Annotated in this window: 18 protein-coding genes; 8 read left to right on the top strand and 10 right to left on the bottom strand. The window is 70.9% G+C overall.

What is annotated here, in order from left to right; genetic code table 11:
• Positions 1-56 precede the first annotated feature (56 nt).
• From BLT19_RS16385 to BLT19_RS16365, 5 genes are all read left to right on the top strand, one after another.
• Positions 57-617, top strand: coding sequence for a hypothetical protein (locus BLT19_RS16385; RefSeq protein WP_157681885.1), 561 nt, complete (start codon positions 57-59; stop codon positions 615-617).
• A gap of 62 nt (positions 618-679) precedes the next feature.
• Positions 680-1,435, top strand: coding sequence for an SDR family oxidoreductase (locus tag BLT19_RS16380; protein WP_091492495.1), 756 nt, complete (start codon positions 680-682; stop codon positions 1,433-1,435).
• Positions 1,436-1,463: 28 nt separating this feature from the next.
• On the top strand, positions 1,464-2,054 hold the full coding sequence (locus BLT19_RS16375) for a TetR/AcrR family transcriptional regulator (RefSeq protein ID WP_091492492.1): 591 nt from the start codon (positions 1,464-1,466) through the stop codon (positions 2,052-2,054).
• 4 nt (positions 2,055-2,058) lie between these two features.
• Positions 2,059-3,039, top strand: coding sequence for an NADPH:quinone oxidoreductase family protein (locus BLT19_RS16370; protein ID WP_091492489.1), 981 nt, complete (start codon positions 2,059-2,061; stop codon positions 3,037-3,039).
• The gene (locus BLT19_RS16365; RefSeq protein WP_091492486.1) at positions 3,036-3,770 is read left to right on the top strand and encodes an SDR family NAD(P)-dependent oxidoreductase; all 735 of its coding nucleotides are present in this window, start codon (positions 3,036-3,038) and stop codon (positions 3,768-3,770) included. Before BLT19_RS16370 ends, BLT19_RS16365 begins: the two co-directional genes overlap by 4 nt.
• Before the next feature lie 594 nt (positions 3,771-4,364).
• On the opposite strand, the gene BLT19_RS16360 is transcribed toward BLT19_RS16365, so the two are convergent.
• From BLT19_RS16360 to BLT19_RS16340, 5 genes are all read right to left on the bottom strand, one after another.
• Positions 4,365-5,342 (bottom strand): hypothetical protein, encoded by a 978-nt coding sequence (locus BLT19_RS16360; RefSeq protein WP_091492482.1) that lies wholly within the window; start codon positions 5,340-5,342, stop codon positions 4,365-4,367.
• 262 nt (positions 5,343-5,604) lie between these two features.
• Positions 5,605-6,837 (bottom strand): acyl-CoA dehydrogenase family protein, encoded by a 1,233-nt coding sequence (locus BLT19_RS16355; RefSeq protein ID WP_091492479.1) that lies wholly within the window; start codon positions 6,835-6,837, stop codon positions 5,605-5,607.
• Complete coding sequence (locus BLT19_RS16350; RefSeq protein ID WP_091494288.1) at positions 6,837-7,874, bottom strand: phosphotransferase family protein; 1,038 nt, start codon at positions 7,872-7,874, stop codon at positions 6,837-6,839. Before BLT19_RS16350 ends, BLT19_RS16355 begins: the two co-directional genes overlap by 1 nt.
• 70 nt (positions 7,875-7,944) lie before the next feature.
• Entirely contained in the window at positions 7,945-8,361 is a 417-nt protein-coding gene (locus BLT19_RS16345) for an acyl-CoA thioesterase (protein ID WP_091492476.1), read from the bottom strand.
• Positions 8,361-9,092: a QsdR family transcriptional regulator gene (locus BLT19_RS16340; RefSeq protein ID WP_231917696.1), complete on the bottom strand. Its 732-nt coding sequence runs from the start codon at positions 9,090-9,092 to the stop codon at positions 8,361-8,363. The genes BLT19_RS16345 and BLT19_RS16340 overlap by 1 nt, the downstream gene beginning before the upstream one ends.
• Positions 9,093-9,182: 90 nt before the next feature.
• Between BLT19_RS16340 and BLT19_RS16335 the strand changes: the two genes are divergently transcribed.
• Positions 9,183-10,469 carry an acyl-CoA dehydrogenase family protein gene (locus tag BLT19_RS16335; RefSeq protein WP_091492473.1) on the top strand — a complete coding sequence of 429 codons (1,287 nt, stop codon included), beginning with the start codon at positions 9,183-9,185 and terminating at the stop codon, positions 10,467-10,469.
• Positions 10,470-10,484: 15 nt separating this feature from the next.
• Here BLT19_RS16335 and BLT19_RS16330 read toward each other — a convergent pair whose 3' ends face one another.
• The 5 genes from BLT19_RS16330 to BLT19_RS16310 all read right to left on the bottom strand — a co-directional run bounded on the left by BLT19_RS16330 (position 10,485) and on the right by BLT19_RS16310 (position 14,811).
• On the bottom strand, positions 10,485-10,940 hold the full coding sequence (locus BLT19_RS16330) for a MaoC family dehydratase (RefSeq protein WP_091492470.1): 456 nt from the start codon (positions 10,938-10,940) through the stop codon (positions 10,485-10,487).
• Complete coding sequence (locus tag BLT19_RS16325; RefSeq protein WP_091492467.1) at positions 10,937-11,686, bottom strand: SDR family oxidoreductase; 750 nt, start codon at positions 11,684-11,686, stop codon at positions 10,937-10,939. Before BLT19_RS16325 ends, BLT19_RS16330 begins: the two co-directional genes overlap by 4 nt.
• Positions 11,683-12,810, bottom strand: a complete 1,128-nt coding sequence (locus tag BLT19_RS16320) for an alcohol dehydrogenase catalytic domain-containing protein (RefSeq protein ID WP_091492464.1) — start codon at positions 12,808-12,810, stop codon at positions 11,683-11,685. Before BLT19_RS16320 ends, BLT19_RS16325 begins: the two co-directional genes overlap by 4 nt.
• 92 nt (positions 12,811-12,902) lie before the next feature.
• Entirely contained in the window at positions 12,903-14,057 is a 1,155-nt protein-coding gene (locus BLT19_RS16315; RefSeq protein ID WP_091492461.1) for an AI-2E family transporter, read from the bottom strand.
• 88 nt (positions 14,058-14,145) lie between these two features.
• A complete protein-coding gene (locus tag BLT19_RS16310; protein ID WP_091492458.1) occupies positions 14,146-14,811 on the bottom strand; it encodes a TetR/AcrR family transcriptional regulator in 666 nt (221 codons plus the stop codon).
• Positions 14,812-14,880: 69 nt separating this feature from the next.
• Here BLT19_RS16310 and BLT19_RS16305 point away from each other — a divergent pair, with 69 nt between their 5' ends.
• Positions 14,881-16,428, top strand: a complete 1,548-nt coding sequence (locus BLT19_RS16305; RefSeq protein ID WP_091492455.1) for an FAD-dependent oxidoreductase — start codon at positions 14,881-14,883, stop codon at positions 16,426-16,428.
• A gap of 85 nt (positions 16,429-16,513) precedes the next feature.
• Complete coding sequence (gene sucC, locus BLT19_RS16300; protein WP_091492452.1) at positions 16,514-17,677, top strand: ADP-forming succinate--CoA ligase subunit beta; 1,164 nt, start codon at positions 16,514-16,516, stop codon at positions 17,675-17,677.
• Positions 17,678-17,687: the final 10 nt, after the last annotated feature.

The following is a 17,687-nucleotide window of genomic DNA, read 5'->3' as shown; positions in this document are numbered from 1 at the left end:
GCCGGCATCCGATCCATGCGCGTGTATCAGCACCCACCCGCTCGGCTCATCCAGACATGTCCACCGTGCCGCTCACTGCCGAGCTCGCTCCCACCTCTCTCGATACGGAGGACCGGCGGGACGTCACGGCGAAGCCCGCCAGAAGGACGCGGGTGTGGTTCTGGGTCCGGCGGTACGGTCCTGCCGAACTCGCCTGTCTGGTCACGATGCTGGCCGCCAGCGCTCTGGCCGCCACCCTCACCGACTCTCCGCCGCTGCTCGCGATCGCCGCGATCGCAGGCGCCACGGTCGGCTTCTACGGCGTGCTGATCATCACGGTGCTCCGCGAGCAGCTCGCGCTGCTGTGCCCGGGCCCGACGCGCGTGCCTCGCGCGCTGAGTCGCTCGTTCGCGCTCCTGGTCGCTGAGTTCGGGGTCGCGGAGGTCCTCGACACGTTCTGCTATCGCCCGCTGCTGATGATGGCGGGCGTGATGGTCCTTCGCGATCCCCTGTGGGGGCTGCTCGCCGGCAAGATCGCATCCGACGTGCTTTTCTACGTCATCTCAGCGGTCTGCTTCCGCATCACGGAGCGCACCGGCATCCGCCGCCCGCGTCGGCGCGCCGCGTCGCCCTCCTGACCGCGTGCTACAGTTTCGGTGTCAAAACCGACTGGACGGTATGCACGTGCGAGGAGGCGCCGATGCCCGAATTGGACGGGGCTCGCAGGTTCGACGGAACGGTATCGCTCATCACCGGCGCCAGCCGGGGGATCGGGCTGGCCATCGCGCATCGGCTGGTCGCCGAAGGCGGCTCCGTCGTCATCACCGGCCGTCGGCAGGAGGGCCTGGATGCCGCGATCGCTGAACTGGGCGACGCGGCGTCAGCCGTCGCGGGTCGATCCGACGATGCGCAGCACCGCGCCGCCGTCTTCGCCCACATCGCCGAGCGGCATGGCCGACTGGATCACCTCGTGAACAACGCCGGGATCAACCCGGTCTACGGCCCGATCGTCGACGTCGATGCGGACGCCGCCCGGAAGATCCTCGAAGTGAACGTCGTTGCCGCGCTGGATTGGACTCGCGCAGCCGTGGCCGCCGGACTTTCGCGCTCGGTCGTGAACATCGCTTCGGTCGCGGGGCTCGGCGCGAGCCCGGGGATCGCGTTCTACGGCATCTCCAAAGCGGCACTCATCAACCTCACGATGCAGCTCGCCTATGAACTCGCCCCCGCGCTCCGCGTCAATGCGGTCGCGCCGGCGGTGGTGAAGACCGCGTTCGCGCGCGCGCTCTACGAGGGGCATGAGGCCGAGGCATCCGCCGCGTACCCGCTGCAACGGCTGAGTGAGCCGGGTGACATCGCCGGTCCCGTCGCGTTCCTGCTCTCCGAAGACGCCGCGTGGATCACCGGTCACACCCTGCCGATCGACGGCGGCGCCGGCATCCGTCCGTTCCTGTGAGCCCGATCGAGTCCGCGAGGATGGCCTGATGAAGGATTCCCACGTCGCAGACGACGTCATGCGCGCCGCCGTCGAGCTGTTCGCAACGCAGGGCTACGCCAACACGAGCGTGCAGCAGGTGGTCGCAGCCGCCGGGGTCACCAAGGGCGCGATGTACCACTACTTCGAGTCCAAAGACGATCTGCTGTTCGGCATCTACGAGACCCTGCTGTCGTTGCAGAAGGCGCGCCTGGACGAGATCATCGCCCGCGGCGGTGCGACCGACGACGTGGTGCGCGCGGTGTGCGTCGACGTCCTGGAGACCTCGATCGATCACCTGCCCGAGGGCACCGTGTTCTTCCGCAGCATGCACATGCTGTCCGCCCCGCGCCAGCAGGAGGTCACACGCCGCCGCCGCGCCTATCACGACGAGTTCGCGGAGCTGATCGAGCGGGGGCGCGGCGAGGGGATCTACCGCACCGACATCCCGATCGCCATGCTCGTCGCGCACTTCTTCAGCGACGTGCACTACCTCTCGCACTGGTACTCGCCCGAGGGCCCGGAGGACCAGACGCTGGTCGCCGAGCAGCTGACCGACCTGTTCCTCACCAGTATCCGGAGGACGGATGCCGCAGCCTGAAACCATGCGCGCCTGGCGCGTCACCCGACTCGGCGAGCCCGCGGACGCGCTGGAGCTCGACGTCGTGCCGGTTCCCTCGGCCGGCGCCGGCGAGGTGCTGCTGCGCGTCGGCGCCGTCGCGGCGAACTTCCCGGACGTGCTGCTGGCCCGCGGTCAGTATCAGGTGAAGCCGGAACTCCCGTTCGTGCCGGGCATCGAGTGCTGCGGCACCGTCGTCGCCCTGGGTGTCGGCGTCGAGGGGCTCGCGGTCGGCGACCGCGTCGCGGCGGCGAAGATCGGGGTGCTGGCCGAATACGCCACTGTGCCGGCCACCGCCGTCCAGCCGATCCCCGATGCGATGAGCGACGTCGCCGCTGCGGGTCTCACGATCGCCTATCAGACGGCCTGGTTCGCCCTGCACCGGCGGGCTGGCATCCGGCCGGGGGAGTGGCTGCTCGTCCAGGCCGCCGCCGGCGGTGTCGGCGCCGCGGCCGTCCAGCTCGGGGTGGCCGCCGGTGCGCGTGTGATCGGCGTCGTCGGCTCGCCCGCGAAGGCCGAGGTCGCCCGGGCCGCGGGTGCCGAGTTCACCGTGATCCGCGGCGTCGATGACATCGCGGCGTCGGTGAAGGAGATCACCGCGGGCCACGGCGCCGACGTGGTCTTCGACCCGGTGGGCGGGGCCGCGTTCCAGGCATCCACCAAGTGCGTCGCGTTCGAGGGTCGGATCGTCGTGATCGGGTTCGCGAGCGGCGAGATCCCTTCGCTCGCCGTCAGTCACACCCTGGTGAAGAACTACGGCGTGCTCGGGCTGTACTGGGGTCTGTATCAGGAGCGGTACCCGGAGCTGGTCGCCGACGCGCACGCCGACCTGATGCGGCTCTTCGAAGCCGGGGCGATCGCGCCGGTCGTCGACTCGGTGGTGCCATTCGGCCGCGCACCAGACGCGCTGACCGCGCTCGCCTCCGGCGCCACGGTCGGCCGGGTCGTGGTCGAGGTCGGCGCGTGAGCGTCCTGGAGGGCCGCGTCTGCCTCGTGACCGGCGGCAGCCGCGGCATCGGCGAGGCGTACGTGCGAGCGCTCCACGATGCCGGCGCGCGCCTCGTGATCGCGGACATCCTCGACACCGACGGCGAGCAGCTGCGTGCCGAGCTCGGCGATCACGCGCGGTTCGTGCACCTGGATGTGACCGATGAAACGCAGTGGGATGCCGCGGTGCAGGCATCCGTCGCCGCCTTCGGCGGCATCGACGTCCTCGTCAACAACGCCGGCATCGCCAATGCGGCACCGATCGAGCACCTGACGACCGCCAAATGGGATGCCGTGATCGCCGTCAACCTGACCGGCACGTTCTTCGGCTGTCGCGCCGTCGTCCCCGTGATGAAGGCGCAGGGTCGCGGCTCGATCATCAACATCTCGTCGGTCGAGGGGATGCGCGGCAGCCCGGGACTGCACGGATACACCGCAGCGAAGTTCGGAGTACGCGGGCTCTCCCAGTCGCTGGCGGTCGAACTCGGCCCCTTCGGGATCCGGGTCAATTCGGTGCATCCGGGATTCATCCGCACCCAGATGACCACGCGGATCGACCCCGCGCGTCTGGAGATCCCGCTGGGGCGGCCGGGTGAGGCATCCGACGTCGCAGGAACCGTCGTGTTCCTGGCGAGCGACGCCTCGTCGTTCACCAGCGGCGCGGAATTCGTCGTCGACGGCGGGATGATCGCGGGAATCCCGCACAGGTAGCCCGCCCCGCCTGCAGCGATCGCCGAGCGGGCACGCTCGTCCCGAGCGGGCGACTTCTGCAACACGCGATGACGCCCGCTCGGGACAACCATGCCCGTTCGGGGTGCGCCGCGCCGGGGTGCGGCGCGCCGCGGCGTGTCGCCCCGCCCCGCCGCCCCCCGCCCCGCCGCGCCCGCCCCGCCGCGCCCCGCCGCGCCCCGCCGCGCCCCGCCGCCCCCCGCCGCGCCCCGCGCACCCCGCCGCGCCCCGCGCGCCGCGCCCCGCGCGCCCCGCCGATCGTCGAGCGGGCACCCTCGTCCCGAACGGGCCACCCCTGCAACGCGCAATGACGCCCGCTCGGGACAACCATGCCCGTTCTGGGCGGGAGAGGGCAGCAGCGCCGCGTGCAACAAGAACATACCGCGCGGTCGGTTTCTGAGGTATGGTGGGCGGGTTCCTGAGTCCCTTTCGCCCTGCACGCGAGCGGGCATTGTCGCCCCCAGGGGGCACCTCCGTCAACGCGACGAGGTGCCCGCTGGGGACGGAGGTGCCCGCTCGCGTCAGGCGCGGGGCGTGGCGGGGCGGCGGCGGGGCGGCGCGGCGGGGCGCAGGGCGTCAGTACGGAGGGCGGATGCCGTAGATCGCCAGGCGGCGCCGCAGCGCCGCGGCGGAGCCCAGGTCGGCGAACGACCATCGCGCGACCGGACGGTTCGTGGACGCACGGATCCAGTCTTCGCGCTCCTTCTCGGCCCGCACCACGTCGCGCGGCGACCGCCCGTCGGTCATCGACGGGTCGACGTATTTCGCCAGCCCGTCGAACTCGCCCCAGGCATCCGCCTCAGGGAGCCCGAAGTCGACGTGGTACCACCCGCCCCGGCCGTTGGGGATGCCAACCTGCAGGCGGATGTCGGTGAAGCCGAGCTCTGCGAGGAGCACTCTGCTGACGCTCTCGCCCGGAAGCTGCGCCCGTCCGTCGGCGAACTCGATGACATGCCGGGCGCGGCGCACGCCGCGTTTGCCGGCCATGCGCGCGACGCGGGCACGCAGTCCCTCCTTGAAGCGCTCGGCCTCAACCGCGCCGTACACCCAGGAGCGTTCGTTCCACGCGATTCGCCGAAGCGCAGCATCCGCCGCTGCAACACCCGTCGCGAGGGACGTCGTGCGTGCGACGTCGATCACCGTCCGCTGCAGCGACGTGCACCGGATGCCGCCGACCATCGTCACATCGGCCTCGGGCAGCTCGTCCCGATGCCGGAGGACGGGGTTGCTCGAGTGCGCCTCGAGGCCGTGCCGCATCGTGATGTGGACCTTCCGGGGAGCGACTCCGAACAGCGGCAGTTCCCACATCACTGCTGCGGAGACGTGCGAGATGACGGCGCTGTCGGTTCCCTGCGCGCGGACCGCCGCGAGCACCTCGAGTTGGTGCCGCTGTTCGATGTGCAGCGCTGCCAGCGCGGTCGCGTCGGCGAACGTGCCGCGACGGACCTGCACGAGATCCCCCGTCTCGACACGCCGCCGGACCTCTCGCCAGCTCGCCTCAACACGCAGCCGGCGCGAATCGATGAGGAGATCGGCGACGTCGTCGTGCGGCATCCCCCGATGATCCCCGCATCCCGCTGCCGCAACCCACGTCGCGCGGAACCCGTCGCACTCTCCGCCCCGCGAGGCTCCTGTGCAGGAATCGCCGAGCGGGCATGCCGGCCCCGAGCGGGCACCTCACCACGTTGCCGACCATGCCCGCTCGGGACGGACACGCCCGCACGACGATTTGGGGTGGGGAGGGGGGGGCGGGAAGGGAGGAGCGGGCGGGAAGGGGGCGGGGGAAGGGAGGGGGAGACGGGGAGCGCGGGATGCCTCAGCCGCGCAACTCGGCCCGGCCGAGGCTCGACAGGTGCACCTCGTCGGGCCCGTCGGCGATGCGCAGCGAGCGGATCCCCGCGTACAACTCGGCCAGCGGCGTATCGCCGGAGACGCCCGCGCCGCCGTACAGCTGGATCGCCCGGTCGAGGATCGTCTGCATCGCCCGCGGGACGGCGATCTTGATCGCCTGGATCTCGGTCATGGCCTTCCGGTTGCCGACGGTGTCCATCAGCCATGCCGTCTTCAGCACGAGCAGGCGCAGCGCCTCGAGCTGAATGCGAGCCTCGGCCGCCCACTCGCGGACGACCCCCTGGTCGGCAAGCGCCCGGCCGAAGGCGTGCCGCTGGTTCGCGCGCTCGCGGATGAGCCACAGCGCGCGCTCGCCCATCCCGATCGCGCGCATGCAGTGATGGATGCGCCCCGGGCCGAGCCGCGCCTGCGCGATCGCGAAGCCGGAGCCTTCCTCGCCGATCAGATTGCCCGCCGGAACCCGCACATCGTCGAACGCGATCTCGGCGTGACCGCCGTGATCGCGGTCGGTGTATCCGAACACGCTCAGCGGTCGGACCACCCGCACCCCGGGTGTGTCGCGGGGGACGAGGATCATCGACTGCTGCCGGTGCCGATCGGCGTCCGAGTCGGTCTTGCCCATGACGAGGAAGATCGCGGCATCCGGGTTCATCGCGCCGGTCGACCACCACTTGCGGCCGGAGATCACATACGAATCGCCGTCCCGGCGGATGCGGGTGCCGATGTTGGTCGCATCGGAGGAGGCCACGTCCGGCTCGGTCATGCAGAAGGACGAGCGGATCTCCGCGCGCAGCAGCGGCTCCAGCCACCGCGACTTCTGCTCCTCGGTGCCGAAGTCGTTCAGCACCTCCATGTTGCCGGTGTCCGGCGCGGCGCAGTTGAACGCCACGGGCGCCAGGCGCGGACTCCAGCCGGTGATCTCGGCGATCGGCGCGTACTGGAGGTTGGTCAGGCCCGCCCCGCCGTGCTCACCGGTCAGGCCCGCCCCGCCGTGCTCACCGGGCAGGAAGAGGTTCCAGAGACCCTGCGCTCGCGCCCGGCCCTGCAGATCTGCGATGACCGGCCAGCCACCCCAGCGGTCGGGATCCGCGGCCAGCTGCGCCTCGAGCACCGGCTCGGCGGGGAGGACATGCTCCTCGAGGAATGTCCGTGCCCGCGCGGTGAGTTCCCTCGTGCGTTCGTCGACGGCGAAATCCATCAGCGCACCTCTAGTCCTTTCCGGGCGAGCGGCTCGACGAGCGCGCCCATCCGCTCGAATCCTTCGCCGACGGTGTCGCCGGCCTGATAGCGGTAGTGGATCCCTTCCAGGATCACCGCGAGTTTGAACGCGGCGAACGCGCGGTACCACCGCAGGTCCGGAACCGCGATGCCGGCCCGCTCCGCGTACGCCTCCACGAGCTCGTCGAACGACGGGTACCCGGCCTCCGAATCCACCGCGCTCGGAACGGCGCCGGCGAACCCGCCGGGGATGCCGTCGATGTCCCAGTAGAGGGCGAAGATGCCGAGGTCGACGAACGGGTCGCCGAGGGTGGCCATCTCCCAATCGAGGATCGCGGAGACCCGCGGGTTCGCCGCGCCGCCGGTCACCAGGGCGTTGTCGAGGCGGTAGTCGCCGTGGACGATGGCGGTCCGAGACGACTCGGGCATGCCGTCGGCGACGGTGGCCTGCAGAGCGTCGAGCGCGGGCGTCTCGCGCGAGCGCGACGCGTCGAGCTGACGCTGCCACGTCGCGACCTGGCGCTGGAGGTAGCCGTCCGGGCGGCCGAAGTCGCCGAGCCCGACCGCTGCGGGGTCGACCGCGTGCAGATCCGCGAGGTGCCGGGCGAGTTCGATGCTCAACGACCGCAGCCCGGCCGCGGAGTAGTCGCGGTTCTGCCGGCGGTGCGCCAGGACGACGCCGGGTGAGCGCTCCATCACGAAGAAGACGGTTCCGGTCACCCGAGCGGCATCGGTGTCATCGACGACGTCGACGGCGGCGGGCACCGGCACCGCGCTGTCCGCCAGGGCGGAGATCACCCGGTGCTCGCGCCGCATGTCGTGCGCGCTCGAAAGGACGTGCCCGAGGGGAGGCCGTCTCACGATCAGCGGAACGCGGGCGCCGTCAACGGCGTACGTGAGGTTGCTGCGGCCGCCAGCGATGACGGCGGCCCGAAGTTCCTGCGCGGCGAGCTCCGGATGGTGCGCATTCAGCCACGCGGTGAGTCCGCCGACGTCGAGCCCGGGGACCTCGGTCATCGTCGACCACCTCTCTCCGGCGCGCCCGCGCGACCGTCCGGTCAGCATACCGGATGGTCGGTATGCAAGCTCATCCGGAGCCCAGCTGCCTTTCGATCGCCGATCGTACCGATGCCGGAACCGGTGTCGGTCGCCGGGTCGCCGCATCCACGAACACGTGCACGAAGCGTCCCGTCGCGATCTGATCGTCCGTGCCCGCCCGGAGGATTCCGAGGGCCCAGGTGACGCTCGTCGTGCCGATCCGCTCCACCCCGATCCCGACCTCGAGATCATCAGGGAAGCCGGCCGAGGCGTGGAATTCGCAGGAGGATGCCACGCACAGGGCGATCGCGTCGCCGCCGAGCGGCTCCAGTCCGCCGTCGCGGATCATCCATGTGTTCACGGCGGTGTCCATGGCCGCGTAGTAGACCGTGTTGTTCAGGTGCCCGTACTGGTCGTTGTCGTTCCACCGGGTGGCGAACGGGACCCGCACCCCGGAGCCGTCCATCAGCCGTCGACCCGCAGGAGGAGCCGGAAGGCGACGCCGGCGCGATCGGCGCTCGGCTGGTCTCCCGAGATGAGGTCGGCGTAGGTGAACGACTCCGACATCCGCACCAGCAGATAGGCCAGGCCCGCCGGATCGATGGCTCCGCCGAGGGGCTCGGTGCCGAGGTCGCGTCGGACGAGCCACTCGGCCGTGGCCACGTACCGGCGCTGGATCGGGCTCTCCTTGGTCGTCAGCAGCCGCAGGGCGCGCGCCGGCTCGCGGCGCAGGAACTGCCGGAAGTAGTCGGCGGTGATGAGGTCGTCGACGAAGTGCGTCAGGATGCCGGCGATCCGCTCGCCCCCGGACGCATCGTCGTATGCGTGCTCGGCCTGGACGAGCGTCGGGACGGCGAGCGACCAGAGCACTTCGCTCAGCAGGGCGTCGCGGTTGCCGACCCACCGGAACAGCGAGGTGCGATCGACGCCGAGGGAGGCCGCGAGGGCGCCCACGTCGATGCGGTGACCCCCGATGAAGGTCTCCCGAGCGCGCTCGAAGGCGCGTGTCGCGTCAGGGTGGACGCCGGGCTCGAGCCGCTCCGAGAGCCAGGACGGCGCGGACTCGATGCCGACGGTGCCGATGCGGCTGCGAATCGGCGGCGCCGCGGGGGACGCCGCCGGGCGCGGCGGCGCCGCGGGGGACGCCGCCGCGCCCTGCGGCGCAGCGGTCGACGTGGCGGGGGAGGACGACATCATGCCGGAACTCTATCGCCGCGGCATCCGCGCTGTGCAACATTTCCGAAAGTGATGCATACTCGACGGAGATCACCGACGATCGGAGACACGATGACGTTCACGCTTCCCTCCACCGAACCGGGTGCGGCGCCTGCGGCGGTCGCGGCCGAACCGGCCGAGCTCCTCGAGGCGGACTTCTACGAGTTCCAGCACCTGCTGACGGACCGCGAGCAGCAGGCGCTGCGCGAGATCCGGGTCTTCCTGGAGACCCAGGTGCGTCCGTTCGCGGACGACCAGTGGGAGCGGGCCGAGAGCCCGAGACATCTGGTTCCGCGCATCGCCGAACTGGGTCTGTTCGCCAACGCGTTCCCCGAAACGGCCCGCTTCCCCAACAGCAGCGTGTTCCGGGGCTGGGTCGCGATGGAGATCTCGCGTGCAGATCCGTCGACGGCGACGTTCATCGGCGTGCACTCGGGGCTCGCGATGACCTCGATCGCCGTCGGAGGCTCGCCGGAGCAGAAGGCCGAGTGGCTCCCGAGGCTGGCCGCCGGAGAGATGCTCGGCGCGTTCGGGCTGACCGAGCCGGGCCACGGCTCCGACACCGCGAAGGGCCTCGAGACCACCGCCGAGCGGCGCATCGGTGCGGACGGGGCGCCGGAGTGGGTGCTGCACGGCGCGAAGCGATGGATCGGGAACGGTGCATTCGCCGATCTGGTCGTGATCTGGGCCCGAGACGTGGCCGACGAGCAGGTGAAGGGCTTCCTCGTGCGCACTCCAGCTCCCGGCTTCTCTGCGACGAAGATCGAGCGCAAGCAGTCGCTGCGCGCCGTCGAGAACGCCGACATCGTCCTGGACGGCGTCGTCGTGCCGGAGACCGATCGTCTGCAGAACATCGCCGGCTTCCGCGATGTCGCAGTCGTCCTGCGCTTGACCCGGGCGGATGTCGCGTGGCAGGCGCTCGGGGTGGCCGTGGGCGCATACGAATGCGCGCTGGCGTACGCGAAGAACCGCCGTCAGTTCGGCAAGCCGATCGCGTCGTTCCAGCTCGTGCAGCAGAAGCTCGCGGTCGCCCTCGGCGACATCACCGCATCGATCGCCCTGTGCATGCGCGTCTCGCAGATGCAGGACGATGGGACCCAGCGCGACTCCCACTCGGCGATGGCGAAGGCGTTCGTGACCGCGCGGATGCGCGAGACCGTCGCCCTGTGCCGCGAGATCTGCGGTGGAAACGGCATCCAGCTCGGCAGTCAGGGCGAGGTGCCCGGTGACATCCCGCCCGGCTACAGCGTCGCCCGCTATTTCGCCGACGCCGAGGCGGTCTTCACGTTCGAGGGCACCTACGACATGAACTCGCTGATCGTCGGCCGGGCCATCACCGGGATCGCGGCGTTCGTCTAGCCCGGGCCGCACCCGTCAGCGCTCGGGGACGACCAGTGCGAGCGTCTGCGCCACCAGCGCCGGCCGCGACGAGCCCTCGAGCTCGACCGTCGTCGTGAGCGCGGCGCGGTAGCCCTGGGGGCTCTCCTCCAACCCGGTCAGCTCGGTGACCGCGCGCACCCGTGAGCCGACGAGGACCGGCTGCAGGAATCGCACACGGTCCAGGCCGTAGTTGACGACCATCGCGGTCCCGCCGATCGAGAGCAGTCCCGCGGTCAGTCGCGGCAGGAGCGACAGCGTGAGGTAGCCGTGCGCGATCGTCGCGCCGAACGGGCCGGATGCCGCGCGCTGCGCGTCCAGGTGGATCCACTGCCAGTCCTCGGTGGCATCGGCGAAGGCCTGGATGCGGGACTGGTCGATCTCGAACCATTCGCCGGTCGCACTCTCCCCGACGGCGCCGGCCAGAGCGGCCGGGGAGTCGGCCGCGATCATGCGCGCGGCCCGCCCGCGACGTAGAGGACCTGGCCCGAGACGAAGCCGGCCGCTTCGGAGCAGAAGAACGATGCGGCGGCGGCGATGTCGTCGGGATGCCCCGCCCGCCCGACCGGGATCTGCTCGGCGTTGAACGCGACGAACTCGTCGAAGCCGACGCCGAGCCGTTCGGCCGTGGCCTTGGTCATGTCGGTCACGATGAACCCCGGCGCGATCGCGTTCACGGTCACGTTGTACCGGCCCAATTCGATCGCGAGCGTCTTGGTGAAGCCCTGCATGCCTGCCTTGGCGGCGGCGTAGTTCGCCTGCCCGCGATTGCCGAGCGCCGACGTGCTGGACAGATTCACGATGCGCCCCCAGTTCTGGCTCACCTGGTGCGCCTGCACCGCCCGCGACATCAGGAACGCGCCGCGCAGATGCACCGACAGGACCGAATCCCAATCGTCCTCGGTCATCCTGAACAGCAGGTTGTCGCGAATGATCCCGGCGTTGTTCACCAGGATCGTCGGGGTGCCCAGCTCCGCGGCGATGCGGGCGACGGCGCCGGAGACCGCTTCGGCGTCGGCGACGTCCGCCCCGACCGCGATCGCCCGACCACCGGCATCGGTGATCGCCGCCACCGTGTCACCGCACTGCGCTTCGTCGAGGTCGAGGACGGCGACGGTGTGTCCGTCCGCGGCGAGGCGGCGGGCGGTGGCGGCGCCGATGCCGCGTGCCGCTCCGGTGACGATGGCGGTTCGAGTCATGAGGGGTTCCTTTCGAAGGTGAGAAGCTGGCGGAGCTCGCCGCCGGCGGCGAGGCGGTCCATCGCCTCATCGATGCGGTCGAGGGTGATCCGAGAGGAGACGAGGCGCTCCAGCGGCAGCCGCCCGGTGCGCCAGAGGTCGACGTAGATCGGGATGTCACGGGCCGGCACGGCGGAGCCCAGGTAGCTGCCGACGACGGTGCGCGCCTCGGCGGTGAGCTGCAGCGGCGACACGCTCGCCCTGGCGCCCGGTGCCGGCAGCCCCACCGTCACGGTGGTCCCGCCCGGTGCGGTGAGGGCGAGCGCGGTCTCGAAGGCGGGGACGGCGCCGGCTGACTCGATGACGAGCGGGGCGCGAATGCCGCCGGCCGATGCGTCGGCCGGCGAATACGCCCCGACGGCGCCCAGTTCGCGGGCGAGCGCGAGCTTCGCATCGACGGTGTCGACGCCGATGACCTCGTGACCGAGTGCCACGGCGACCAGCAGCGCCGCCATGCCGACGCCGCCGAGCCCGACCACGATCACGCGCGAGCCGGGCGCGGGTCGTCCGGCGTTGATCACCGCACCGCCGCCGGTGAGCACGGCGCACCCGAGGAGCGCTGCCACCTCGGGCGGCACATCGGCGTCCACGGGCACCACCGAGGATCGGCTCACGACGGCGTGCGTCGCGAACGCCGAGACGCCGAGGTGATGGTGGACGTGCTCGCGCGCCGCACCCTCGGTGCGGGAGAGGCGGATGCCGCCGCCGACGAGGGTGCCGGCGTTGTTGGCCGCAGTGCCGGGCTCGCAGGGCAGTCGGCCGTCGGTGCGGCATCCCGCGCAGTCGCCGCAGCGCGGCAGGAAGGTCATCACGACCCGCGTCCCGACGGCGATGTCGGCGACGCCGTCACCGACGCGCTCGACGATGCCCGCCGCTTCGTGGCCCAGCAGCATGGGTGTCGGGCGCACCCGGTTGCCGTCGACGACGCTCAGGTCGGAATGGCAGACGCCCGCCGCCTCGATGCGCACGAGCAGCTCGCCCGCAGCGGGCGGATCCAGCTCCAACGCGCCGACGGTGAACGGGCGGGACGCCGCGAACGGGGCATCCGCTCCCGACCGCTCCAGCACTGCGCCGGTGATGCGCATCCGACCTCCTCGTCGTCGCTTCGCCACCAGCATACCGACCACGCGGTATGCGCGCGATCACCGGCGGCGACCGGTGGTGGAGCGCGCGGCGCTCAGGACTCGATGGGGTGCTTCGGCCGCGCCCAGCGCGCAGGGAGGTTGACGCCGTCCCACACTTGCACCGCGCCCCAGACCGCGGCGGTGATCGGCACGGCCAGCACCGCGCCGACGATGCCGCCGACGACTGTGCCGACGGTCAGGGCGACCAGGATGACGAACGCGTGCAGCTTCATCGAGCGGCCCATGAGGACCGGCTGGAGGAAGTTGCCCTCCAGCTGATTGACGAGCACGACGACGCCGACCACGAGCAGGGCGACGAACCACCCGTTGGCGACGAGGGCGACCAGCGCTGCGAGGATGCCGGCCACCGTCGCACCCACGATCGGGATGAAGGCGAGCAGGAACACCAGCACCGCAAGCGGGATCGCCAGCGGCACCTGCAGGATGAGCAGGCCGATCAGGATGCCGACCGCGTCGACGAAGGCGACCGTCGCCGTTCCGCGGACGTACGAGCCGAGCACCGAGACCGTCTTGTCGCCGATGCGATGCGCGCGCAGGTAGTTCTCGCCGCGGAACGGGCGCAGCAGGAACTCCCACATCTGCGGACCGTCCTTGAGGAAGAAGAAAAGGATCGTGACCATGAGCACCAAGCCGGTCACGAAGTTCGCGATGGCGCCGACACCGGCGATCGCTCCGCTGCCGAACTGCGAACTGGTGAGGAAGTCGGTGATCGTCGACATGACGTCATCGAGCTGCTCCGCGGCGGCGTCGAAGAACGGGAGCGTCTGCACCCAGGCCACGACGTCGGTGATGCCGTCCTGCGCCTGCCCGTAGAGGTCGTCCCATTGGTCGCGGACCGCCCAGATGATCAGCCACGCGATCCCGGACAGGAGCAGGACGATCGCGAGCAGCGTGATGATCGTGGCCAGCAGCGAGGGGATGCCGCGATTGCGCATGAACCGCATGACCGGTGCGAACGCGCACGCCAGGATCAGGGCGATCACCAGCGGGATCGTCACGAGCGTGAGCGACTGGATCGCGAAGATGATGCCTGCCGCAACCGCGACGACGACGATGATCTGGATCGCCCGGATGCCGAGCTTGCCGAATCCGTCCGCCCACAGGCTCCACGGCGCCTGCGTGGCCTTCAGCTGCACCTCGGGCTGGTCCAGCTGGACGCGCTGCGGATCGTTTCGGAAGAGTCCCATGTCAGAGAGGCTAATCGGCGGCGGGATCGGCGCTCGGGGATTGTGCAGCGCGCCTCGCGTGTGCGAGGCCCCGCTCGTCGTCGGAACCTCAGGTGAGGCGCTCTCGCAGCCGGCGGGTGACCTCGGCGGCCGGCATCCGTCTCGGGAACACCGCGACGACGACGTCGTCCGCATTCCCGGCGTCGTCGGGGAGCACGCCGTAGCGGCGCCTGGCGTCATCCAGCGCTGCGCGCAGCACGCCGATCCGCACGCGCTCGCCGCGCAGGAGCCGGCGCAGCACGTGGTTGTGGACCGCGGTCACCAGGGCCGCGAACCCGACCGCCTCGAGGGGGTCAAGGCCTGGAATCGCCTCGCGGAGGTACTGGTCGAACAGGCGCTCGTAGCGGAACACCGTGACGATCTCCCGTTCGCGCAGCGCAGGCACCCGGCGAACCACGCTGTAGCGCCTTCGCGCGACATCGGGGTCGGCGGCGAAATGGCGGAAGACCCGCTCGGATGCCTCGCACACCGCGCGCCAGGGGTCGGCGTGACCTCGGGCGAGGTAGGCCCGCACGTCGTTCAGCAGCACCTCGTGGTCGGCGAAGACGACGTCCTCCTTGCCGCCGAACTGGCGGAAGAAGGTGCTGCGGGACACCCCGGCGGCCGAGGCGATCTGCTCCACTGACGTGGCCTCGAACCCCTGCTGTTCGAACAGCTCGAGCGCCGCGGCGACGACGTCGGTGCTCGCGGCGGACGGGGACGGGATCTCGCTCATGTCGACTCGAGCCTAGACCGGGGTTGTCAAGCGCTGGATCGGCCCGCTCGGCAGGCGTTCACTGGCGGAATGAACCGCGAGCCGAGCACGTCCCTGTGGAGAGCGTCCGGACGGACGGTGGCCGGAACGCCCTTCGAGCCGGGACGGCATCGAGACGTGATCGTGGTCGGCGCCGGCATCACCGGGCTCTGCACGGCGCTCATGCTCGCCCGCGGAGGGACGGACGTCGCGGTGGTCGAGGCGGGCGAGGTTGGAGAGCTTGCGACCGGGGCGAACACCGGCAAGGTCTCCCTGCTGCAGGGAAAGGTCCTCTCGACGCTCCGTCGCCATCATCCCGCAGCGCTGGTGCGCGCCTACGTCGAGGCGAACCGGGACGGCGCCGCGTGGCTCACCGCATTCGCCGACGAGGCCGGGGTGCCGTACACGCGACGCGTGGCCTACTCGTACGCGCAGTCCGGCGCGGGAGTCGAGGATCTCGAAGCCGAGGCCGCCGCAGCATCGGAGGCCGGCCTGCCCGTGCGGCGCGTGCTTCCCGACGGATCGACCCCGTTCCCGCTCGTGGATGCGGTCGCACTCGATGACCAGGCGGCCCTGGACCCGCAGGCCGTGGCGCTCGCCCTGGCGGACGCGTTCCTGGCGGCGGGCGGCACGCTGCACACACGGACCCGGGTCACCCACGTCGGCGTCGTCCCGCATGCGGTCGTGGAGACCGCCGCGGGCTTCGCGTTCGCCGATCACGTCGTGCTGGCCACCGGCGCGCCGATCCTCGACCGCGGTCTCTACTTCGCCAAGACCCGCGGCCTGCGCTCGTACTGCGTGGCCTTCGACCTCGACGGCGAGATCCCCGACGGCCTGTACCTGTCCGTGGACGGGCCGACCCGGTCGCTGCGCTCCGTGACGGCGGCCGACGGACCCGCGGGGCGGGCGCGGCTCGTCGTGGGCGGCAACGGTCACCCGGTCGGGCGGGTGCGCTCCGAGCGCGAACAGGTCGACGATCTCGTGGCGTGGACGCGCGAGCACTTCGCCGGCGCCGAACCGGTGAACTGGTGGTCGGCGCAGGACTACGAGTCGCACGACCTGATGCCGTTCGTCGGCGCGATGCCGCGGGGTCTCGGCCGCATCCGCTTCGCGACCGGCTTCGCCAAGTGGGGCCTGTCCAACGGCCCCGCCGCGGCGCTTCGGCTCACCGCCGAGATCACCCGCGTTGCGCGCAGCGACCGCCCGGACTGGATGAACACCATCTCGCGCCGCATGACGGTGCCGGCCGACCTCGGCCGCGGGGGCGTGGAGAACCTGCGGGTCGGGTGGGAGGCGGCATCCGGATGGATCGGCGCCCAGCGATCGGTCGTCCCGGTCGCCCAACCCGACGAGGGCGAGGGCGTGGTGGCATCCCGCGCCGGAAATCCCGTCGGCATCTCCACCGTCGGCGGGGTGACCCGGGCGGTGAGCGCGGTGTGCCCGCACCTCGGCGGGGTCCTGCACTGGAATGACGCCGAATGCACCTGGGACTGCCCGCTGCACGCGTCGCGGTTCGCCGCCGACGGCACGCGCATCGAGGGTCCCGCCTCGCGGGACCTTGCCCGGCTGTCGCGGTCAGGGCCCCCGATTTCCGGGTAGTAGGCTGGGGGATTGGTCGAGTTATCTCGACATCAAGACGTTTTCATGCGTCATCTCCCCTTTCGTCCTAGCGGAGGATTGCACTGTGGATCTGTACGAGTACCAGGCACGAGACCTTTTCGAGAAGTACGAGGTGCCGGTACTCGCCGGCATCGTCGCGGACACTCCCGAGGAGGTCCGCGCAGCTGCCGAGAAGATCGGCGGAGTCGTCGTCGTGAAGGCGCAGGTCAAGGCCGGGGGTCGAGGCAAAGCCGGCGGCGTCAAGGTCGCCAAGACCCCCGACGAGGCGTTCGAGGCGGCGAAGGCGATCTTCGGCCTGGACATCAAGGGCCACATCGTCAAGCGGGTCATGGTCGCCCAGGGCGCCCGCATCGACAAGGAGTACTACTTCTCGGTGCTGCTGGACCGTGCAAACCGCTCCTACCTGTCGCTGGCCAGCGTCGAGGGCGGCATGGAGATCGAAGAGCTCGCCGTCGAGCGTCCCGAGGCGCTCGCGCGCATCGAGGTCAACCCCGGTTCGGGGATCGACAAGGCAAAGGCCGTCGAGATCGCCGAGGCCGCCGGCTTCAGCGCCGACCTGGTCGACAAGGTGAGCGACGTCTTCGTCAAGCTCTACAGCGTCTACACCGGTGAGGACGCGACGCTCGTCGAGGTCAACCCGCTCGTGCTCACCGAGGAGGGCGACATCATCGCCCTCGACGGCAAGGTGTCCCTTGACGAGAACGCCGACTTCCGCCACTCCGGCCACGCGCTCCTGGAGGACAAGGACGCCGCCGACCCGCTTGAGGCCAAGGCCAAGGCCAACGACCTCAACTACGTCAAGCTCGACGGCGAGGTCGGAGTCATCGGCAACGGTGCCGGCCTCGTGATGTCGACGCTCGATGTCGTCGCCTACGCCGGCGAGAACCACGGTGGCGTCAAGCCCGCCAACTTCCTCGACATCGGCGGCGGCGCCTCGGCCGAGGTCATGGCCGCCGGTCTGGATGTCATCCTCGGCGACCCGCAGGTCAAGAGCGTCTTCGTGAACGTCTTCGGCGGCATCACCGCGTGCGACGCCGTCGCCAAGGGCATCGTCGGCGCACTCGCCGAGCTCGGCTCCACCGCGACCAAGCCGCTGGTCGTCCGCCTCGACGGCAACAAGGTCGAGGAGGGCCGCGCGATCCTGCGCGATGCCAACCACCCGCTCGTGACCCTGGCCTCCACGATGGACGAGGGCGCCGACAAGGCCGCCCAGCTCGCCAGCGCCTGACCCGGATAAG

The organism is Microbacterium pygmaeum (assembly GCF_900100885.1).
GTDB classification, from domain to species: Bacteria; Actinomycetota; Actinomycetes; order Actinomycetales; family Microbacteriaceae; genus Microbacterium; species Microbacterium pygmaeum.
Note: the sequence above shows the minus strand (reverse complement) of the source record. Positions and strands in the feature narration are given on the sequence as shown.